Source organism: Thioclava litoralis (assembly GCF_045278885.1).
Lineage (GTDB): Bacteria > Pseudomonadota > Alphaproteobacteria > Rhodobacterales > Rhodobacteraceae > Thioclava > Thioclava litoralis.
The window spans coordinates 2,474,828-2,490,182 of sequence record NZ_CP135443.1 but is presented as its reverse complement, the minus strand read 5'-3'; the positions used below and the strand labels follow the sequence as shown (position 1 = coordinate 2,490,182).

Here is a 15,355-nt window from a genome sequence, read left to right as displayed (position 1 = left end):
TTAGGGTTTGGGGCCGGTCGGGGCCGCAACGGGCGCGCCCGGCGTCGTCTTCGGGGCGGGCACAACCGGCCCGCCGCCCTCCGTATCGTCCTGCGCCGCATCCTCGATCCGCTCGCGCCGGATCACCGCCGGATCGAGCCCCATCTCGCGCTGCGCCCGCTGGCGGCTGGTCAGACCCGCCTCGATCTCGCGGATCTTCGCGGGGATCTCGCGGGTCGGGTCGATCACCGGACGGCGCGGGGCCGTCCAGCCAAGGGTGAAGCCCGGTGCACGCAGGAATGCCATCTGCCACGCCTCGAGCGTCCAGCGCCCCAGACCCTCGCAGAGCTGGCCGATCATCACCTGCTGCTGCCAGGTCTCGACATTGCGGTCCATCTCCATCCGGCCCATCCGGCCCGAGGAGAAGTTCACATGGCTCAGATCACCCGCCAGCGCCTCGTAGGTGATGCCCAGCCCCATCGCGACCGCCGCCAGCGTCTGGCGCATGAACAGATCATAGCCATCGACCTTAGGCGGCGTGCTCCACGAGATTTTCGTGCCGGGCGGCAGCTCGGTCAGCGTGCCGGGGGCCACATTGCTGAGCCCCATCGCCTCGGCCTCTTCCTCGGCATCCGACGAAGACGCAGGCCCGTCATTATCCTCGCGCTCGATAAAGCCCGCCATGAGTGCGGCCATCTTCTGCTTGAGGATCTCGCCCTCCTGATAATCCGACAGATCGCCGAGCGTCAGCAGTACCGGCGCAAACCAGCTGATCCCGCGCAACTGGCCCGGGCGATCGATGCGGCGGATATGCAGAATGTCCTCCGCCGGCACGCGGATCACCGACAGATCGGTCCGGGTGGAGGCGGTGCCGGGATGCTGGCGGAAGAGGTGATAGGCCACCACCCTGCCCTCGGGCCCGATCTCCAGCCCGTCGATCACCTCGTTATCGCCATGCGATGTCACCCAGGGGCAGAGATAATCGGTCTCGAGAAGCTCGATCTGGAAGGGCAGCTTCAGGCGGCGTGCCTGCGCGCCCTGCCGCCAGCGCCGGCGCACCAGCACCTCGCCATCCTCGACCACCGCATTCATCGCCGCCCGCTGCAGCCCTGCCAGATGCAGCACCCCCATCGCATCGAGATCGGTGCTGCCCAGATGCCCGAGCACGATCTCTTCGGCCTTCATGCGGGTGCGATCGGCACCGGCCTTGACCGAGGGAATGATCCCCGTGCCCACCACATTGCCGGTGATCACCGAGATCCCGCGCGCCGCATAGGGGCGGTTACGGACAAAATCGCGGGTCACCCCGCGCAGCCGCGCCCGCGCGCCCTGCGCCATCCCCGCCCGATCCGCCGAACTGGCGCTGCCATGCCAGCTGCTGGTGCGCGACGAGCGCGAGGCGGCGTCATAATGCATCAGCATACCAAGCCGCTGGCGGGCCACCATCCGCGCCAGCCCCGCCTCGGGGGCGAGATAGCCGATCATCCGGTCCAGCAGGCCGGGGGATTTGATCCGGTCCGCCATCACAGCCCCCGGCTCAGACGCGGGCGCAGCTGGCGCAAGGTCGAGACGCGCCGCGCCCCTGCCACCTCGGCCTGCATCCGGCCCAGCTGGCGCTGCATCTCGTCGAGGCTGCGGAACTGCACCCGCTCGCCATTCATCTCGACGCTGGTCACGCCCTTGGCCATCGCAGCCTTCAAGCTCTCGATCTGGTCCTGCGTATAGGCCATGCGATCATCTCCGCAGATAAGTGAGTGTCTGGACCCTGCGCCGGCGGCGCGCGGGCTTTGCAGCGGTGGCCGGAGCTGCCGTCTCCGACAGGGCCACCGCCATAGAATTGAGCGGGCCCGCCGCCGCCCAGCCGGGGGCCGCGTCCCAATCCGTGATGCGCAGGAGGCCGAGATATTCGGCCAGGGCCCGCGCCTGCACCGAAAGATCGAAGCTCTCGTTGCGGATCTGGCCGCGCCGCTTCTCCCAGCCATCCTTGCCGCGTTCTTCGGCAAGCAGTTCCGAGTGCTGGTCATCGCTCATCCACAGCGCGGTGTAGAACGCGCCCGCGGCATCGCCATTCACCTTGCCGATGGCCGCGCTGATCGTGTCCTTGACCCGATCGGTCGCGATATTGAGGATCTTGATCGAGCGTGCCTTCTTGCCTTTCGAGCCCCGTTCGGGCGTGTCGAGCCAGACGCGCCCGGGCAGTTTGAACCCGCCCCGCCCCCGGCTGACAAACCAGCGTTTGCCGAGGCCCGCCGCCCGCCGGCCGCGCCAGAAGGCCTCCGCATTATCGGACACCCCCGCCGAGCCCTGGAAATCGACAACCAACGCAATCGCCCGCAGCCCGTATGCCGCGCCCGCCACCGGCCAGACCTGTTCGCCAAGCGCCTCGAGCACCGCCCAATCCTCGCCATAGCGCGGCGGCTGCACCGAGCGTTCGGCCTCGGTGTTGGGCGCACCCGCGGGCGGGGTGACCAGATCGTAGCGATCCACCACCTGCGCCCGTCCGCCCTCGCCCCAGGCGGTGACCTGCACCGGAAAGCGGTTGTCCTGCACATCGACCGAGACGGTGACAAAGCGCACCCATTCGGGAAGCACCCCGCGCGGTGTGGCCTGCGCGTGATCCTTGAGGAATTGCAGGCCGATCTCGGCATCCTTGGCCAGACTGCCCCGATAGGGCTTACCGATCTCGGTGTAGAACACCCCCGACAGCTCGCTGTCATCGTTCAGATCTTCCGCCTTGCGCCGCGCCGCCTCGTAGTTTGCCACGAGCTCCGCCCAGTTGGCGAAGGTGGCCGCCGCCCCGTCGAGCGAATAGCTCGCCACATCGGTGCGGCGGACCGCGCTGTCATCGATCGGCACCAGCACGCGCTGCCCGATCCCGTCCACCGCCTGCCCTTCATGCAGCCACCCGCCATGCCCCGCCAGAGCCCGACGGTTCAGCTCGACCTTGTGGCGATGCGCGATCAGCGCGCCGCAATGCGGGCAGCCCATCTCTGCCACAGCCCCCGCCTCGCCCGGATCGAGTGCGCCATCATAGACCAGCCGGTCGAAGCGCGGCTCGAAGAGGCCGTCGCAATCGGGGCATTGCCAGTACCACCGCCCACGGGTGCCCTCGTTATAGATGTTCACGATCCCCGCCGTGGTCGGCGGCAGCATATGCGGGCTATCGATCCCGTTATGCCAGCTCGGATCCTCCCAAGGGTGGGCGGGCGTGCTTTCCACCAGCACGCAACCGCGGCTGAGATAGGTCCGGATGCGCTGGCGCGCCATGCGGTAGGGCGTGCCTTCGGGGCTGTCCTTGGTGCCCATCATCACCGGAAAGTGGTCGAAATCCGTCATCGCCACCAGACCATAGGTCCCGCCCGAAAGCTGCTGCGCGGTCGGATAGCCGATCTCGACCCGTGTGCCGCGGAACCGCTTGCGCGAGAAGGTGCTGTCATCGCGGCCCTTGCCCAGAAGGTCATGGATGCGCGGGCTGTTGCGCACGATCGGATCAAGCTTGTGCTCGACCCATTTATCGCGCTCGGGGCGCGACATATGGATCACCTGCACCGGCATCGGATCGCACATCACGCGGTGCAGGCAGCTGGTCTGCAACATCACCGTCTTGCCCGATTGCGAGGGGCCCACGAAGGCCACCACCTTGAAGCGGCGCGAGCCGGTCATGTCGGCGGGCTCGACCATATAGGGCGTCAGCATCCGGTCGATGGATTGCCAGGTGCCCTGCGTCTCGACCCGCACATAGCGTTCGGCGGCATCGGTCACGCTCATCCGGTTCACCGTCTCGAGAATCGGCATGGAATCGGCGAGGATCTCCTCGGGCCGCGTATAGGGCGGCAGCGGCTCGCGCAGCCGCACCGAATGCGCGCCCATACGGGTGGTCTCGATCTCGATCATCAGGCGTCCTCCTGCTGAACGGGATCGCCTCCCCTCAGCTGCCGCACGACGGCGGGTGTTTCGAACATGTCCTTGCGGATGCGCACGGCGGCCTGCACCAGCACCTCGTCACAGCGGCGCTGCAGCTTGTCGACCTGAAGCGGTTCGAGGCCGAACTCGACCTCGGCGTAATCGGGCAGCGACATCATCGAATTGCGGAAGATGGTCAGCACGTCATCGACCAGCGCCTGCATCCGGGCGCGGCGCACCAGATCGCCCCGCGCCTCGGCGGCGCGCGAGCGTTTGTAATCGGCATCGGCCTCTTCGGCGATCTGCGCCGCCGTCAGCACCTGCTCGTTGGGATCGGCATCCTCGTCATTGCGGAACAGAAGCGACATCTGCGCCGAGGCGCGTTCGCTGGCTTCGAAACGGCGCTGCGTCTCCCCGTCGCGCCACATCTTCCACGCATAGCATTCCGAGAGCCGGAACTCGTAGGACTGCCCGTTCGAGCCGCGCGCCACCACCGGCATGCCCTGATCGAGATATTTGCTGATGATCGGCTCGGTCTTGTTCAAGGCCCGTGCCAGCTGTGTGCGGTTGACGATCTGGTCCTCGACCGTGTCGGGCAGAGGATAGCGCGCCAGTGCCGCCTCCAGATCGAACTCCATGAGGCCAACTCCCTTAAAAACAACAACAACCCAAACCGATACCCCCGACAAAAAAACATCATGTCCGAGGCACGGGGTGCGAATTACCCGCATGCGGGCAGGCCCCCGGAAGGACCCGTGGCCGATCCGACGCGGATGGCGGGCTCAGCCGAACCGCTTGGCGATCATCTTGGCCAGCGTCCGGCCCAGATGCGCGGGCAGCCGCGTCTCGTAGATCCGTTCGGCCTCGGCAAAGAAGCCCAAGCGCTTTTGATAGACTGGCACCTTGTCCGACAGGATCGCCACCCGCTCGGCAATGCCCGACGGCCCGCGCTTGTAGATGTCCTGCGTCAGCCCCGCCTTGGGCACGAAGTAGCGCGCCCGCTTGGGGCGGCGCTTGCGCGAGGCCGTGGTCTCATTGGCGATCCGGTCCCGCTGGGCATTCAGCGCCGAGAGCACCTGATTGCGCTCGCCCGTCGACCAGTTGCCATAGGCATCGAGCCGCGCGCCCTCGGCGGGGATCACCGACTGGATGATGCCCTCGAAGGCGAGGTTCTGCGCCAGCAGCTTCTCGAAGCCCGTCTGGCCGCGCGGCCCGCCCTCTTCCTGCACCTTCAGGTAATGGCGCCGGCCAATCGTCGCCCGCTCCTCCACCGCCGCTTCCAGATCCGAGGCCCGCGCCTTCTTCACCCGAAAGGCGTTCTGCGTGAACCGCGTGGGCCGGTCGAAGACCACCGTCATCCGGTCGGCCACCTGCGCCCGCGCCTCCTCCACCGTGTCATTGAGCGCCCAGGTCGAGGCGATCACCACATCCCGCGTGGCCAGCGTATCAAGCGCGGCGGTGAAGCCCGACACGTCGAGGATGGGCTGGGGCATGAGGGGCACCGATGTCTGGAAATGCAAAACGCCCGCAAGGTCTTTCAACCTTCGGGCGCTCGTGTGGTGACTGCAAAATGTCAAATCGGACTGATGCAGTCAACTGATATTTTGCCACGGAGAAAGCACAGGCTGCGTACTGGTGACAATGATCGTGTCGAGGTAGCCAGGCACACGAAGCTGGGAAGCCACCTCCAGAAGCGCACCACACCAGTCAAGATAGGCTCGACGGCGCTTGGCCGTCTCCGAGCCACCACCAACGAAAGAGATCGGACAGCATCGACTGCCAACCTTTCGCAGGTTACGCGACCGATCCGAGCGATAGGACCAGACATCACCTTTCGCCTCGAGTGCAATCGATCTGCCTTCGTCATCGAAGTCCCAACCGACCGGCACCACATGCCGCCGCACCGATCCCCGCCAATCCGGCGCAGTCCCTGCCCGCGCATGCGTGGCCACCAGCACCGCCATCTCGCGCCCGAACATCGGGTTCATCTCCAGCGCCTCGACCGCCGCCGCAATCATCGCCGCATCGGGGTGGATCTGTGGCGCGGGGCCAGCGCCGCCGCCATCAATCCGGCAGCCCAGCTTGGCCTGCTGCATCATCCGCCACTCCGGCGAGACGCCCACGCGATCGAACTCATGCGCCCCGCTATGATCGAAGTCCATCCGCGCGTTCTCCGGCCCGAAGGCCCATTCCAGCGCCGAGCGCACGCTCATCACCCGAGGCCCCGCCGCCACGATCCGGTCCCGCCGCACATCCGCCATCATCATTGCTCTGCCTCTGCCAACCGCGCGATTGTCTCGCATTTGCCCATTGCCGCCCGCCGCCGCTGGCGGAAGGCCAGATCCGCGTCGCTGACCATCCGGTCCGCCGCGAGGTTTTCTTCGATCACCGTCAGGCGGCGCAGGTTCTCGCGCGCCTGTTCGCGCAACTGGCTGGCCACAAAGGCATTCGGCCAGCGCCGATTCTGTTTCAGCCAGAAGCGCAGCTCGGGGGCCCAGCCATCGCGCAGCGCCTCCTGCCCGATCCCGTTGGCAAAGACCGCGCGCAGAAGCGGGCTGCCATCATCGGAGGGCGGCTGGATCTCGGCGGCCCATTCGAGGATCTTCACCGCGATCGGGAACCGGTCCCCCGCCTTGCCGCCCGGATTGGCCGCCACCTGTTCGGCCAGCGCCGAAAGCGACAGCTCGCTCATATAGGCCAGCCGCTCGCGCAGCCCCCCCTGCATCTCCTCGAACCCCGCCTTGGTCAGGGTCGAGGGCTTGGCCAGCCCCTGCCGCAAAAGCGGCTCGATCAGCATCGCCTGCACACGCTTCTCGCCATTGGCCTGTTCTGCACTGTCCATGTCACCGCTCCTTTCTCAGCAATGGCCGAAGCCCGCCGCAAGCAAGAGGCTCAGGGCGGTGCGATCCGGTATTTCTCTTTTCTTTTCATCTCTTCTCTTTTCCTTTCGGCGGTTACAGAAACCGCGCAAAAAAAGGGAAGACAGGCGGATATTCACGGAAAATTCCGTGTCATTTCCGTTTTGATCTGTGTTTTTCCGTAACCATTCCGGAATATTCTGTAACCGTAACAGAATATCACTGATTACACAGAAGCCTCGCATCACCCGTGAACCTCCATGAACTCGTTAAGAGCTTGGCGCACCAACGCCTCGCGCCGCTGCTTGCCGGTGTAGCGATCTTCCAGAAACTCGTTGAACCGGTCGAGGAACATCGGGTTATTCAGCAACTGCCCTGCCCCGATCCGATCCTTGATCATCGCCTCGAGATCCTTGAGCTGCTTTGCAACCTTCCGGTTCTCGGCATCCACAGCGTTGCGGCGCTTCGACTTTAGCGCCTCTTCGGCCACCTCGGTCACCACGTTATGGGCATAGCGCACCTCGCCATTATCGCAGCGCACCTTGTACCAGCCATGAAGCGGCGTGATATCGCGCTCGCAAAGCTGCTGCCAACGTTCAAGCGTGATCCCCAGAGCCTTGGCCAGCAGCCGCTCATTCGTGGGCAAAGTACCGACCGGCGTTTCGTCATGCGCCTCACAGAAGAGCTGGAAGCCATACCAGCCCACATCGGGCTCGGCCAGCTGGCGGAACTCGCTTTTGCGCCAGCGCTTGAGGTTCCACTGGATGAAGAAGTGGCTGTCGAGCCGTTCTTCGGCAGAGATCGGATAGAATGGCATGCTGTTATCGCCCACCACCGTAAAGCTGCGTTCCGCACCCATCACATTACCCCTTTCGCTTCGACCATGACGGGCACCCCATGCGAGACGGCCCATTGCACATCGGCCCAGATTTGCGGGCAGCTTGCCCAGCCACGGCAGGCAGGAACCCAGATCGCGCCAGCCGCATTGCGGAGACCTGCGACCTGCTTGGCCCACCCGACCGGCTCATTGATTTTGAGATGCATATCGACCTCAAGCATCGCAGCCCCGAGGATTACGGGCGAAGCCGCCCAGATGCCTACGCGCGACAGCTCCGCACATGCCCGTGCGGCGAAAAGCGTGACCGCTTCCGGCACTTGGCACAGCTTGAGACGGACGGGCGAACTGACATAAACAGGCTTCCCGCCCGCATGGCCCACCACATCCGCAGGCCCGACCCCGAAGACAATCGGGCCGGACCAATCCAGCGGCTTGGCCGAACGCGACAGTGCGGCCCAGTTTTCAAATGTAGAGGTCAAGACATCACCGCCTTGCAATATTGCGAGCGAAGAAAGATGCGGGACGGTTTGCGCCAACAAACCGCCCCATAGCGCCGCCCGACCACGCCCAATAGCCGGGAAGCACTTGCACGACACCCACCACTCAAAAGAAGTGCCGCGCGCTTTGCCACAGAAAGGAATTTAACATGGCAAAACCTAAGGAGACGCACCGCTGAGACCATCGCCCCCATCATTCATCCCCCACAAAATTCAGGATACTCTGCGCAACTAACCGCGCCAGTGCGGGGCTGAGATCGACCACCGCGTCAACCGCGCCGCCCGCCTCGATAACCCGCAGTGACAGGCTGCAACCACCCTGCGCCACCACCTCGACCGCCTTACCACCTCTCAGGCCATCCAGCCGCGTCGAAAGGACGAGTTTCTGCGGGCGGGGCGGCGGGCCAACTGTTCTTTCGACCATCACGCCACCCCGCCCGACTTGGCCACATCCGCGCGGTATTGCAGCGCCTCGATCATGGCATCGGTCATCTCCTTGCCCATGCCGATCACCGGCCCGCAGATCAGGCGGAACCGTTTCATCATGGCCTTGCCATCAACACCAAGGTCAGCGGCAACCATGTTCTGCAACTGGCCGTCCAGCAGCGCCTTGCACATGGCCGCCTCGGTCGCAGGGTCAAACGCCGGATCGGGCCGGAGGCCTCGCACATGCCCGAAACACTTGGCCGCGATAGGCGAAAGATCCGGCTTGGCCTCGGACACGACAGACGCGGGCGCGGGCGCGGGTGCCGCCTCGCGCTCCACCAACTGACCGTTCGCGATCATGTATTTGATCTTCGCGCCGACAGACTGATTGCGCCGACCCAACACATTGGCGATCTCCGGCACCGTCTTGCCCGCGCCATAAAGCTGGCGCAGCTTCTCCAGCTCGCCATCCGTATAAGCGCCAGTCCGGTAATCCTTAGCATCGACTGGGATCGCCTCGACAGCAGACACGGGCGCAGCCTCTTCTGCCTCACCCCCATCAGCCACAGGCGCGGCAGGCAGATCGACAATCTCGGGGCCGCGTTGTTCTACAACGGCCCGCGCAAAAGCACCAAGCGCCTCAGGCAGGCACCGGCCTACATCCTCCACCGCCCTCTGAAAAACAGATGACGCATCCTCGCGCGGCCCCTCGAAAGCCACATGGATCGAGGCCCCCGTAACGCCCGAAAGCTGGAACGCTACGTCCCAGCCCTCTTTCGACATCGCATCGCCAATATCCACCAGCGAAGCCAGATTGCTCAAGCTCTTGCGCTGCGCCTGCACGCTACGGTGAAGCTCTTCCAGCGTCATCATTCCGTCGCTCATCACATGGCCCCTTTCGTCTGGATTGTTTGCATGAGGATCGCGTTGAAGGCAGTCATGCTGCCCCCATCTGGCCATTAGACCGGTCGCTTGAAGATCCCACCTTTTGTCTAAGCGCCTCGGCGTCCATCCCCGTCACAGAACGCACCACAAGACGCTTGCCTATGATCGAAAGGTCATAGCGAGCAGCAGACGACACACCCGAATACGGATAATGCGCGATCTCGCCGCCAAAAATTGCCAGACACAGATAGGGATGAAGCTCTTTCTGTGTGATATTCGCCCGAACGGCAATCTCGGCTTCCGTCAACTGCACCCAGTCTTTGCGCGAAGGGGACCAGAAGACGCCGCATATCTTCCGCATCATCATATCTTCATCGGGCCGGATCGCTCTGGAGCGAGCAGATTTAGAAGTCATCACTTGGCCCCTTTCGTCTGGATTGTTTGCATCAGGATCGCGCGAAGGCCGGTCATCTCGGTGATCGACTCGTCCACTTCCGGCAATGCCGCCCGCGCATCTTCCCAGCGGCCCGATTTTGCCGCCTGCAAGGCAAAGAAAATCGCCTCGCCGTTTTCCTTGATGGCATCGGCGCAGGCGCTCGTAAGCTCTTCCATAGCGACCAGCTTGATCGGCTGAAACACACCGCCCGCCAGCGCCGCGAAATGCCGCGCCAGCACGGCAGCCGCCTCCACATCCATTCGCGCCATGCGGTCGAGGTAGTTCACTCCCAAACCGCCGGGGCGATCCTCGCGCATCTCGGTGCCGTAGCTCAGGACCGAAGGCGCAAGCCCCGTCGCCGCCGAGGCTTTCCGCACCCCGCCAAACACATCATAAACATCTGACACCACATCTTGGATCGAACCGGCCTCAACAGGGCGCATGTGAACCTCCGGAAAAACTGTTCGCTAGGATCTGGACGCAAGCCGCGTCACAAAGAGAGCATGGAAAAACCGGCACCATCACTGATCACCGCGCTTGAAATCGGTCGCTCTAACCTCGCCCGAGGTTGCATCCTCAATGGCAATGGCCAGATCCAAACTGGGACGTTTTTTCCCCCGCAGGATCGTACTAATGTGAACCGTGCTGCAGCCCACACTTTTAGCGAAGGCTTCAAGGGTCAGACTGCGACCAGTGATGTACGCGCGAAGTTTTTCCATTCCTCATCATTAGCTGAGAGCTAATATGATAGCAAGCGCGTATCTTCTTTCAGCTAATTGCCAGTTTTCATCCCCAATGCGAAAAAATAGCATGGGTAACAAATTGAAATATTATCGGCAAAAGCGCGGATATACGCTCCAACAGCTAGGAAAGCTGTCTGGTTATGCTGGCCCAACACTGGGCAATGCCGAAAATGGCAAACGCAATCCATCCGTCGAAATGATTAGTCGTCTAGCAGAAATCTATGGCGTTAGCCCCAACGAGCTTTTAGACGACACACCACTTAGTTCCGTCGACGAGCAAATCCGAGACCATGCGGAACTTCTTCGCTCAATGAGCGACGAAGAGCGTATGGCTGTAATACGGCACGCTCAGGCACTCGCCTCCAGGCATTAACATCTCGCCAAAAATTTCGCTGCACTTCCGTGTCCATGCATAATAACGCATGGCGCAGCTCGAGTGAAAATTCATCGTCGTCCAAAGAACAATCTCACACTTACGCGGCTAATAAACCAGCACCTTCGCTGAATTCTTGCTAGTTCTATAAGCAAAATCATATCTTATCGATCCCACGGGTCAAGCTGGATGTTCTTATTTTGTTTTCACCCTGAAGAGCGATCCAAAAGCCACCTTTAGCTTGAGCATACTTGCGGATTACTAGCTACCAGAAATCGTAAGTTAGCCTGTGGCTAATTTTCTCATTGCAAATATATTAGCCTAGAGCTAACGTCTATCCCATCGGCAGCGACATATGAGCCTGCCGCCCCCTCAGGATGGAGCCGCGCAATGCAGACGATGTCACGAACCACCAACTCACGGATGCCCCTCTGGGCCGCCGTCGGCATTGGCGCGGCTCTCCTTGCCCTGATGATCCACCTCGACCCCGTCGCGCAGATTTCCCACGCACATTGGCAGGTCGAGCACCCCGCTTTCTGAGATCGGTTGCCTGATGACTGCTCGCAACCCAACTGCCGGGCGGTGAGCTGCTCGCCGCCGCCCGGCCTTTTCTTTCCACCGGAGGATTGCCCGTGTTTCACGACCCCAAACCGCCCGTAGAACAGGCCACGCGCCTGCGCTGTGATGCGGCGGATCTGCATAAGGCCGTGAAATCGGCCAAGGCGGTGATCAACCGCCACAATACAATCCCGATCATCGGCATGCTTCTGCTGGCCTTCGATGGCGAAACCCTGACCGTCACCGCTACCGATCTGGACATGCGCCTCGAGCTTGAGGTCGAAACCGAGGCACCGGCCTTGCCCTTTAGCGTGACGGTGAAACCCGAGACCATTCTGCCTATCCTGCGCAATGCAAAGGGCACCGTTACGATCAGCCTTGAAGGCGACATGGCCACGATCATCGCAGGCGACATCACCGCGAAGATCCGGCAGGTCTGCCCCGCCGAGGATTTTCCGACCGTCTGGGCTGATGACTATCCTCTCAATGCGGTCGAAATGCCCGAAAGCGCGCTGCACAAGGCCCTGAGCAAAGTGTGCCACTGCATCAGCATGGAAGAGACCCGTTATTACCTGAACGGGATCTACATGCACGAAAAGGCGGGAAAGCTAGCCACGGCAGCGACCGATGGGCATCGTCTCGCCCTGTATCAATCCGATCTGGATTGGCCCTTCCTGCCGGTGATTGTGCCGCGCGAGACCGTGCCAATCATTCTTCAGCAACTGGCAGAGCGCGGCAACAAAGCCGTCATGATGACGACCAGCGCGAAGGACAAAGCGCCCAGCATCGCCATTCAAGGCGACGGCTGGAACTTCCGCGCGAAAACCATCGACGGCACTTATCCCGATTACCAGCGCGTCATTCCGACCCAACCAGAGAAGCCTGCCATCGCCTTCACGCTGTCGAAAGGTGCGGTCGACTGCATGCACCAGAGCGAGCGCGGGGCGACCCTGCGCATACATGCCGACGAGGGCCGCATGTGGCTGAGCGATCTCGGCAAGGAAACCGAAGTTTCGGCTCCGGTGACAGGGCGTGGCGAGCTTTGCGCGTTCAACCTCAGCTACGTCAAAGCCTTCCTGCAGAAGGACAAGATCGTCCGCCTGCAATCCAATAATCAGGGCGATCCGTTTCACATCATCACCGAAGATCCCGCCTTCACCCAAATCATTATGCCCAAGCGCGCCTGATAAGGAAACGGATGCCGTGAACGCCATGACAAACATCAGCCAAGACACCGAGACGCCGGATTTCCTTGCACGCTCGGCCCATAACATCAGCCGCACAAAGGCTGGCAAGCCGCCGATGAAAGAGGATGCCGACTTCAAGGTGGCCGAGGACAAAGCCTATCAGGTCACTGCCGACGAGCTGCGCCAGTTCATCGAACAGTTCGAAAGCCTTGCCGCTGAAAAGGCCGATATCGCCGAACAGCAGAAGGACGTGATGGCCGAGGCCAAAGCCCGCGGCTACGACACCAAGGTGATCCGGAAGATCATCGCCCTACGCAAGCGCGACAAGAACGACGTGGCCGAGGAAGAGGCCATCATGGCGATCTACAAGGAAGCGCTCGGCATGGAATAGCGAGATTTGGCCCCATCCTCCCTGTTTCGGGGGCCAGATATGGGGCGGCGCAAATTCACCCCGCGCCGCCCCGAGACCCGAATTCGTCCGATCCCACTCGGATGATAGGCGGAAGCCGCGCGTAACCCGTGCCCTGTTTGTGCATCGCAGCTTCCGCCGCCCGCGCGACGCGCACGACCCCACCTAAATTGTCATCTGAAAGGACACCCCTATGACCAGCCCCATCATGAAATATTTCACCTACAAGCACCTGCCGGCGCATCTGCAGGAGGTCAGCCGCCCGTTCGGCATTCTGGCCGAAGCTATGGACGGCACGCTGCCAGACGGCCCCGAGAAGAGCGCGGGCCTGCGCAAGCTGCTGGAGGCGAAGGATTGCCTGGTACGGGCCGCCCTCGAAAAGCCCGCCGCCTGATCCTCCGGCGTCCGCCCGCCTCACGCGCGGGCTGCGCCCTTCCCCCGAAGAGGTTGCCATGTTCACATCCCGCCGCAAATCCAACGCCATCCGCGCCGCGAAAATCACCTATCTCGACCATCTGGCGAAAAACCGGCCCTTCTTCCTGATGGGCCTGCCGAGCCGTGCCGACCGGATAGGCGCGCTGCACCTCGCCGCCCGCGCGCATAATCTGACGATGGACGATCTCTGCCCGCATATCGGGGCCTGCGCCCCCGGCAAGTGCAAGGGACACAAACCCTCGGGCACCGCCGCCCTGCCCGCCCGCCCCAAGCTTCTGCCAAGCACCTGATCTTCCGGTGCCCGCCCCCGTGCCGGGGCGGCATCCCGAAGAACAGGAATTCGCGCGGCGGTCGCCCGGATGATCTGCGGGGGCAATGCTGTCCGACGCACCCCCACAGATCCAGTCATTCAGGAGGCCACATGCTGATCGCCATTATCGCAGGCGCGGCGTTCACCGCCTGCCTCGCAATCCTCTTTTATCACGAATGGACTTTCAGATGACCACGATCACCCTGCTATCCCCCGCCGAGAGCCGTGTCCTGCCGCTGATCGCGCTGCCCTACAAAGAGGCCGCCCACCGCCTGAACCTCTCGGAGCCCTGCATCAAGATGCACATCCGCCAGATTGCCCGGAAGCTCGGCGCGCGCGACCGCTATGGCGCGATCGCACTGGCCACCCGCTTCGGCGTGGAGATCGAGATCCGCCGCCCCAAGCGGCTCCCCTGCTGAAAGAGAGACCAATGACCCTCACCCCCGCCGAAGCCAACGCCAAAGACGAACAGGCCGAGCGCCAGCGCGCCACCGGCCACCACGAGGACAGCGCGCCCGCCAATCGGGTCGCGAGGAAGGGGAGCCAATGACCCGCAACACCAGCAGCGCCGTCATGCAGCAGCGCATCGAGCCACACGATAGCCTGGACGATTTCCCGACCCCGCCGTGGGCCACCCGCGCCCTTTGCGACTGGCTTTTGTCGATCGGTCAGGATCTGGCCAGCATGGCCTGTCACGAACCCGCCGCGAACCGTGGCCACATGGTGCGCCCCCTTCGCGAGACGTTCGGGGGCGTCACAGGCAGCGACGTTCACGACTATGGCGCGGGCTTCCCGATCGAGGATTACCTGTTCTATCCGGCGAATCCTGACAGCTTCGATTGGACGATCACTAACCCGCCCTTCCGGCTGGCCGAACAGTTCATTCTGAAAGCACTCGCCCAGAGCCGCGCAGGCGTGGCCGTGATCGTGCGCAGCGCCTTCCTTGAGGGAATCGGACGCCACACGCGCCTGTTCGCGCTGCATCCGCCCACGGACATTCTGCAGTTCACCGAGCGGGTCGTGATGCACAAGGGCAAGCTGTCCGAGAACGGTAGCACCGCGACGGCCTACTGCTGGATCGTCTGGCGCAAGGACGCGGCGGGCGAGCCCGCGCGCTTTCACTGGATCGCGCCCTGCCGGAAGCGGCTGGAGCGGAACGAAGATTATAGGATGGAGGAATAGATGGGGAAGCAAGGTTTTAGCACCATGTGGCTGCTAATGGCGCAATATGAGGGGCGCGCGATGATACCCGCAGAATTGGTATGCCAAGACTTCTTCCCCCCCATGACATTGCAGGTCTTCCTGCGGAAAATCAACGATGGGGAAATACCTCTGCCCTTGGTCAGGATGACGTCGAGCCAAAAGGGGGCTAAAATGGTCCACCTGAAAGACTTGGCAGAGTACATCGACAAAGCCGCAGAAGCCGCTCGGAAAGAAGCAAAAGCTCTCGCAAAGTGAAAAGTTGGACTGCAAAAGTCCAACTGACTCAATGTTTCAAATATTAATGTACTGAATTCA

The 15,355-nt window shown here is 62.7% G+C and carries 23 protein-coding genes; 9 read left to right on the top strand and 14 right to left on the bottom strand.

Annotated elements, in window-relative coordinates:
* The 14 genes from RPE78_RS12330 to RPE78_RS12265 all read right to left on the bottom strand — a co-directional run bounded on the left by RPE78_RS12330 (position 1) and on the right by RPE78_RS12265 (position 10,541).
* On the bottom strand, positions 1 to 1,503 hold the full coding sequence (locus RPE78_RS12330) for a phage portal protein (RefSeq protein ID WP_406720714.1): 1,503 nt from the start codon (positions 1,501 to 1,503) through the stop codon (positions 1 to 3).
* The gene (locus RPE78_RS12325) at positions 1,503 to 1,709 is read right to left on the bottom strand and encodes a phage head-tail joining protein (protein ID WP_406720424.1); all 207 of its coding nucleotides are present in this window, start codon (positions 1,707 to 1,709) and stop codon (positions 1,503 to 1,505) included. The genes RPE78_RS12330 and RPE78_RS12325 overlap by 1 nt, the downstream gene beginning before the upstream one ends.
* Positions 1,710 to 1,713: 4 nt before the next feature.
* On the bottom strand, positions 1,714 to 3,873 hold the full coding sequence (locus RPE78_RS12320; protein ID WP_406720713.1) for a terminase gpA endonuclease subunit: 2,160 nt from the start codon (positions 3,871 to 3,873) through the stop codon (positions 1,714 to 1,716).
* The gene (locus RPE78_RS12315) at positions 3,873 to 4,520 is read right to left on the bottom strand and encodes a hypothetical protein (protein ID WP_406720712.1); all 648 of its coding nucleotides are present in this window, start codon (positions 4,518 to 4,520) and stop codon (positions 3,873 to 3,875) included. Before RPE78_RS12315 ends, RPE78_RS12320 begins: the two co-directional genes overlap by 1 nt.
* A 144-nt stretch (positions 4,521 to 4,664) precedes the next feature.
* The gene (locus tag RPE78_RS12310) at positions 4,665 to 5,375 is read right to left on the bottom strand and encodes a hypothetical protein (protein ID WP_406720711.1); all 711 of its coding nucleotides are present in this window, start codon (positions 5,373 to 5,375) and stop codon (positions 4,665 to 4,667) included.
* Between the two features lie 99 nt (positions 5,376 to 5,474).
* Complete coding sequence (locus tag RPE78_RS12305; protein ID WP_406720710.1) at positions 5,475 to 6,149, bottom strand: hypothetical protein; 675 nt, start codon at positions 6,147 to 6,149, stop codon at positions 5,475 to 5,477.
* Complete coding sequence (locus RPE78_RS12300; RefSeq protein ID WP_406720709.1) at positions 6,146 to 6,724, bottom strand: hypothetical protein; 579 nt, start codon at positions 6,722 to 6,724, stop codon at positions 6,146 to 6,148. The genes RPE78_RS12305 and RPE78_RS12300 overlap by 4 nt, the downstream gene beginning before the upstream one ends.
* 260 nt (positions 6,725 to 6,984) lie before the next feature.
* The gene (locus tag RPE78_RS12295) at positions 6,985 to 7,599 is read right to left on the bottom strand and encodes a hypothetical protein (protein ID WP_406720708.1); all 615 of its coding nucleotides are present in this window, start codon (positions 7,597 to 7,599) and stop codon (positions 6,985 to 6,987) included.
* Positions 7,599 to 8,057: a DUF1937 family protein gene (locus tag RPE78_RS12290; protein ID WP_406720707.1), complete on the bottom strand. Its 459-nt coding sequence runs from the start codon at positions 8,055 to 8,057 to the stop codon at positions 7,599 to 7,601. Before RPE78_RS12290 ends, RPE78_RS12295 begins: the two co-directional genes overlap by 1 nt.
* 211 nt (positions 8,058 to 8,268) lie before the next feature.
* Positions 8,269 to 8,499: a hypothetical protein gene (locus RPE78_RS12285; RefSeq protein WP_406720706.1), complete on the bottom strand. Its 231-nt coding sequence runs from the start codon at positions 8,497 to 8,499 to the stop codon at positions 8,269 to 8,271.
* Positions 8,499 to 9,386 (bottom strand): hypothetical protein, encoded by an 888-nt coding sequence (locus RPE78_RS12280; RefSeq protein WP_406720705.1) that lies wholly within the window; start codon positions 9,384 to 9,386, stop codon positions 8,499 to 8,501. Before RPE78_RS12280 ends, RPE78_RS12285 begins: the two co-directional genes overlap by 1 nt.
* Positions 9,387 to 9,438: 52 nt before the next feature.
* Complete coding sequence (locus tag RPE78_RS12275) at positions 9,439 to 9,801, bottom strand: hypothetical protein (protein WP_406720704.1); 363 nt, start codon at positions 9,799 to 9,801, stop codon at positions 9,439 to 9,441.
* Positions 9,801 to 10,265, bottom strand: a complete 465-nt coding sequence (locus tag RPE78_RS12270) for a hypothetical protein (protein WP_406720703.1) — start codon at positions 10,263 to 10,265, stop codon at positions 9,801 to 9,803. The genes RPE78_RS12275 and RPE78_RS12270 overlap by 1 nt, the downstream gene beginning before the upstream one ends.
* A gap of 78 nt (positions 10,266 to 10,343) precedes the next feature.
* Entirely contained in the window at positions 10,344 to 10,541 is a 198-nt protein-coding gene (locus RPE78_RS12265; protein ID WP_406720702.1) for a helix-turn-helix transcriptional regulator, read from the bottom strand.
* Between the two features lie 25 nt (positions 10,542 to 10,566).
* Between RPE78_RS12265 and RPE78_RS12260 the strand changes: the two genes are divergently transcribed.
* From RPE78_RS12260 to RPE78_RS12220, 9 genes are all read left to right on the top strand, one after another.
* Positions 10,567 to 10,938: a helix-turn-helix domain-containing protein gene (locus tag RPE78_RS12260; protein WP_406720701.1), complete on the top strand. Its 372-nt coding sequence runs from the start codon at positions 10,567 to 10,569 to the stop codon at positions 10,936 to 10,938.
* 390 nt (positions 10,939 to 11,328) lie between these two features.
* Positions 11,329 to 11,478, top strand: a complete 150-nt coding sequence (locus RPE78_RS12255; RefSeq protein WP_339109246.1) for a hypothetical protein — start codon at positions 11,329 to 11,331, stop codon at positions 11,476 to 11,478.
* 92 nt (positions 11,479 to 11,570) lie between these two features.
* A complete protein-coding gene (gene dnaN, locus RPE78_RS12250; protein ID WP_406720700.1) occupies positions 11,571 to 12,683 on the top strand; it encodes a DNA polymerase III subunit beta in 1,113 nt (370 codons plus the stop codon).
* A 115-nt stretch (positions 12,684 to 12,798) separates the two neighbouring features.
* Positions 12,799 to 13,074, top strand: coding sequence for a DUF2312 domain-containing protein (locus tag RPE78_RS12245; protein ID WP_406721656.1), 276 nt, complete (start codon positions 12,799 to 12,801; stop codon positions 13,072 to 13,074).
* Between the two features lie 211 nt (positions 13,075 to 13,285).
* On the top strand, positions 13,286 to 13,486 hold the full coding sequence (locus tag RPE78_RS12240) for a hypothetical protein (protein WP_406720699.1): 201 nt from the start codon (positions 13,286 to 13,288) through the stop codon (positions 13,484 to 13,486).
* 58 nt (positions 13,487 to 13,544) lie between these two features.
* Positions 13,545 to 13,817 (top strand): hypothetical protein, encoded by a 273-nt coding sequence (locus RPE78_RS12235; protein ID WP_406720698.1) that lies wholly within the window; start codon positions 13,545 to 13,547, stop codon positions 13,815 to 13,817.
* A gap of 208 nt (positions 13,818 to 14,025) precedes the next feature.
* On the top strand, positions 14,026 to 14,256 hold the full coding sequence (locus RPE78_RS12230) for a response regulator transcription factor (protein ID WP_406720697.1): 231 nt from the start codon (positions 14,026 to 14,028) through the stop codon (positions 14,254 to 14,256).
* A gap of 127 nt (positions 14,257 to 14,383) precedes the next feature.
* Positions 14,384 to 15,019, top strand: a complete 636-nt coding sequence (locus tag RPE78_RS12225; RefSeq protein ID WP_406720696.1) for a hypothetical protein — start codon at positions 14,384 to 14,386, stop codon at positions 15,017 to 15,019.
* On the top strand, positions 15,020 to 15,295 hold the full coding sequence (locus RPE78_RS12220) for a pyocin activator PrtN family protein (protein ID WP_406720695.1): 276 nt from the start codon (positions 15,020 to 15,022) through the stop codon (positions 15,293 to 15,295).
* The last annotated feature ends 60 nt before the right edge of the window (positions 15,296 to 15,355 follow it).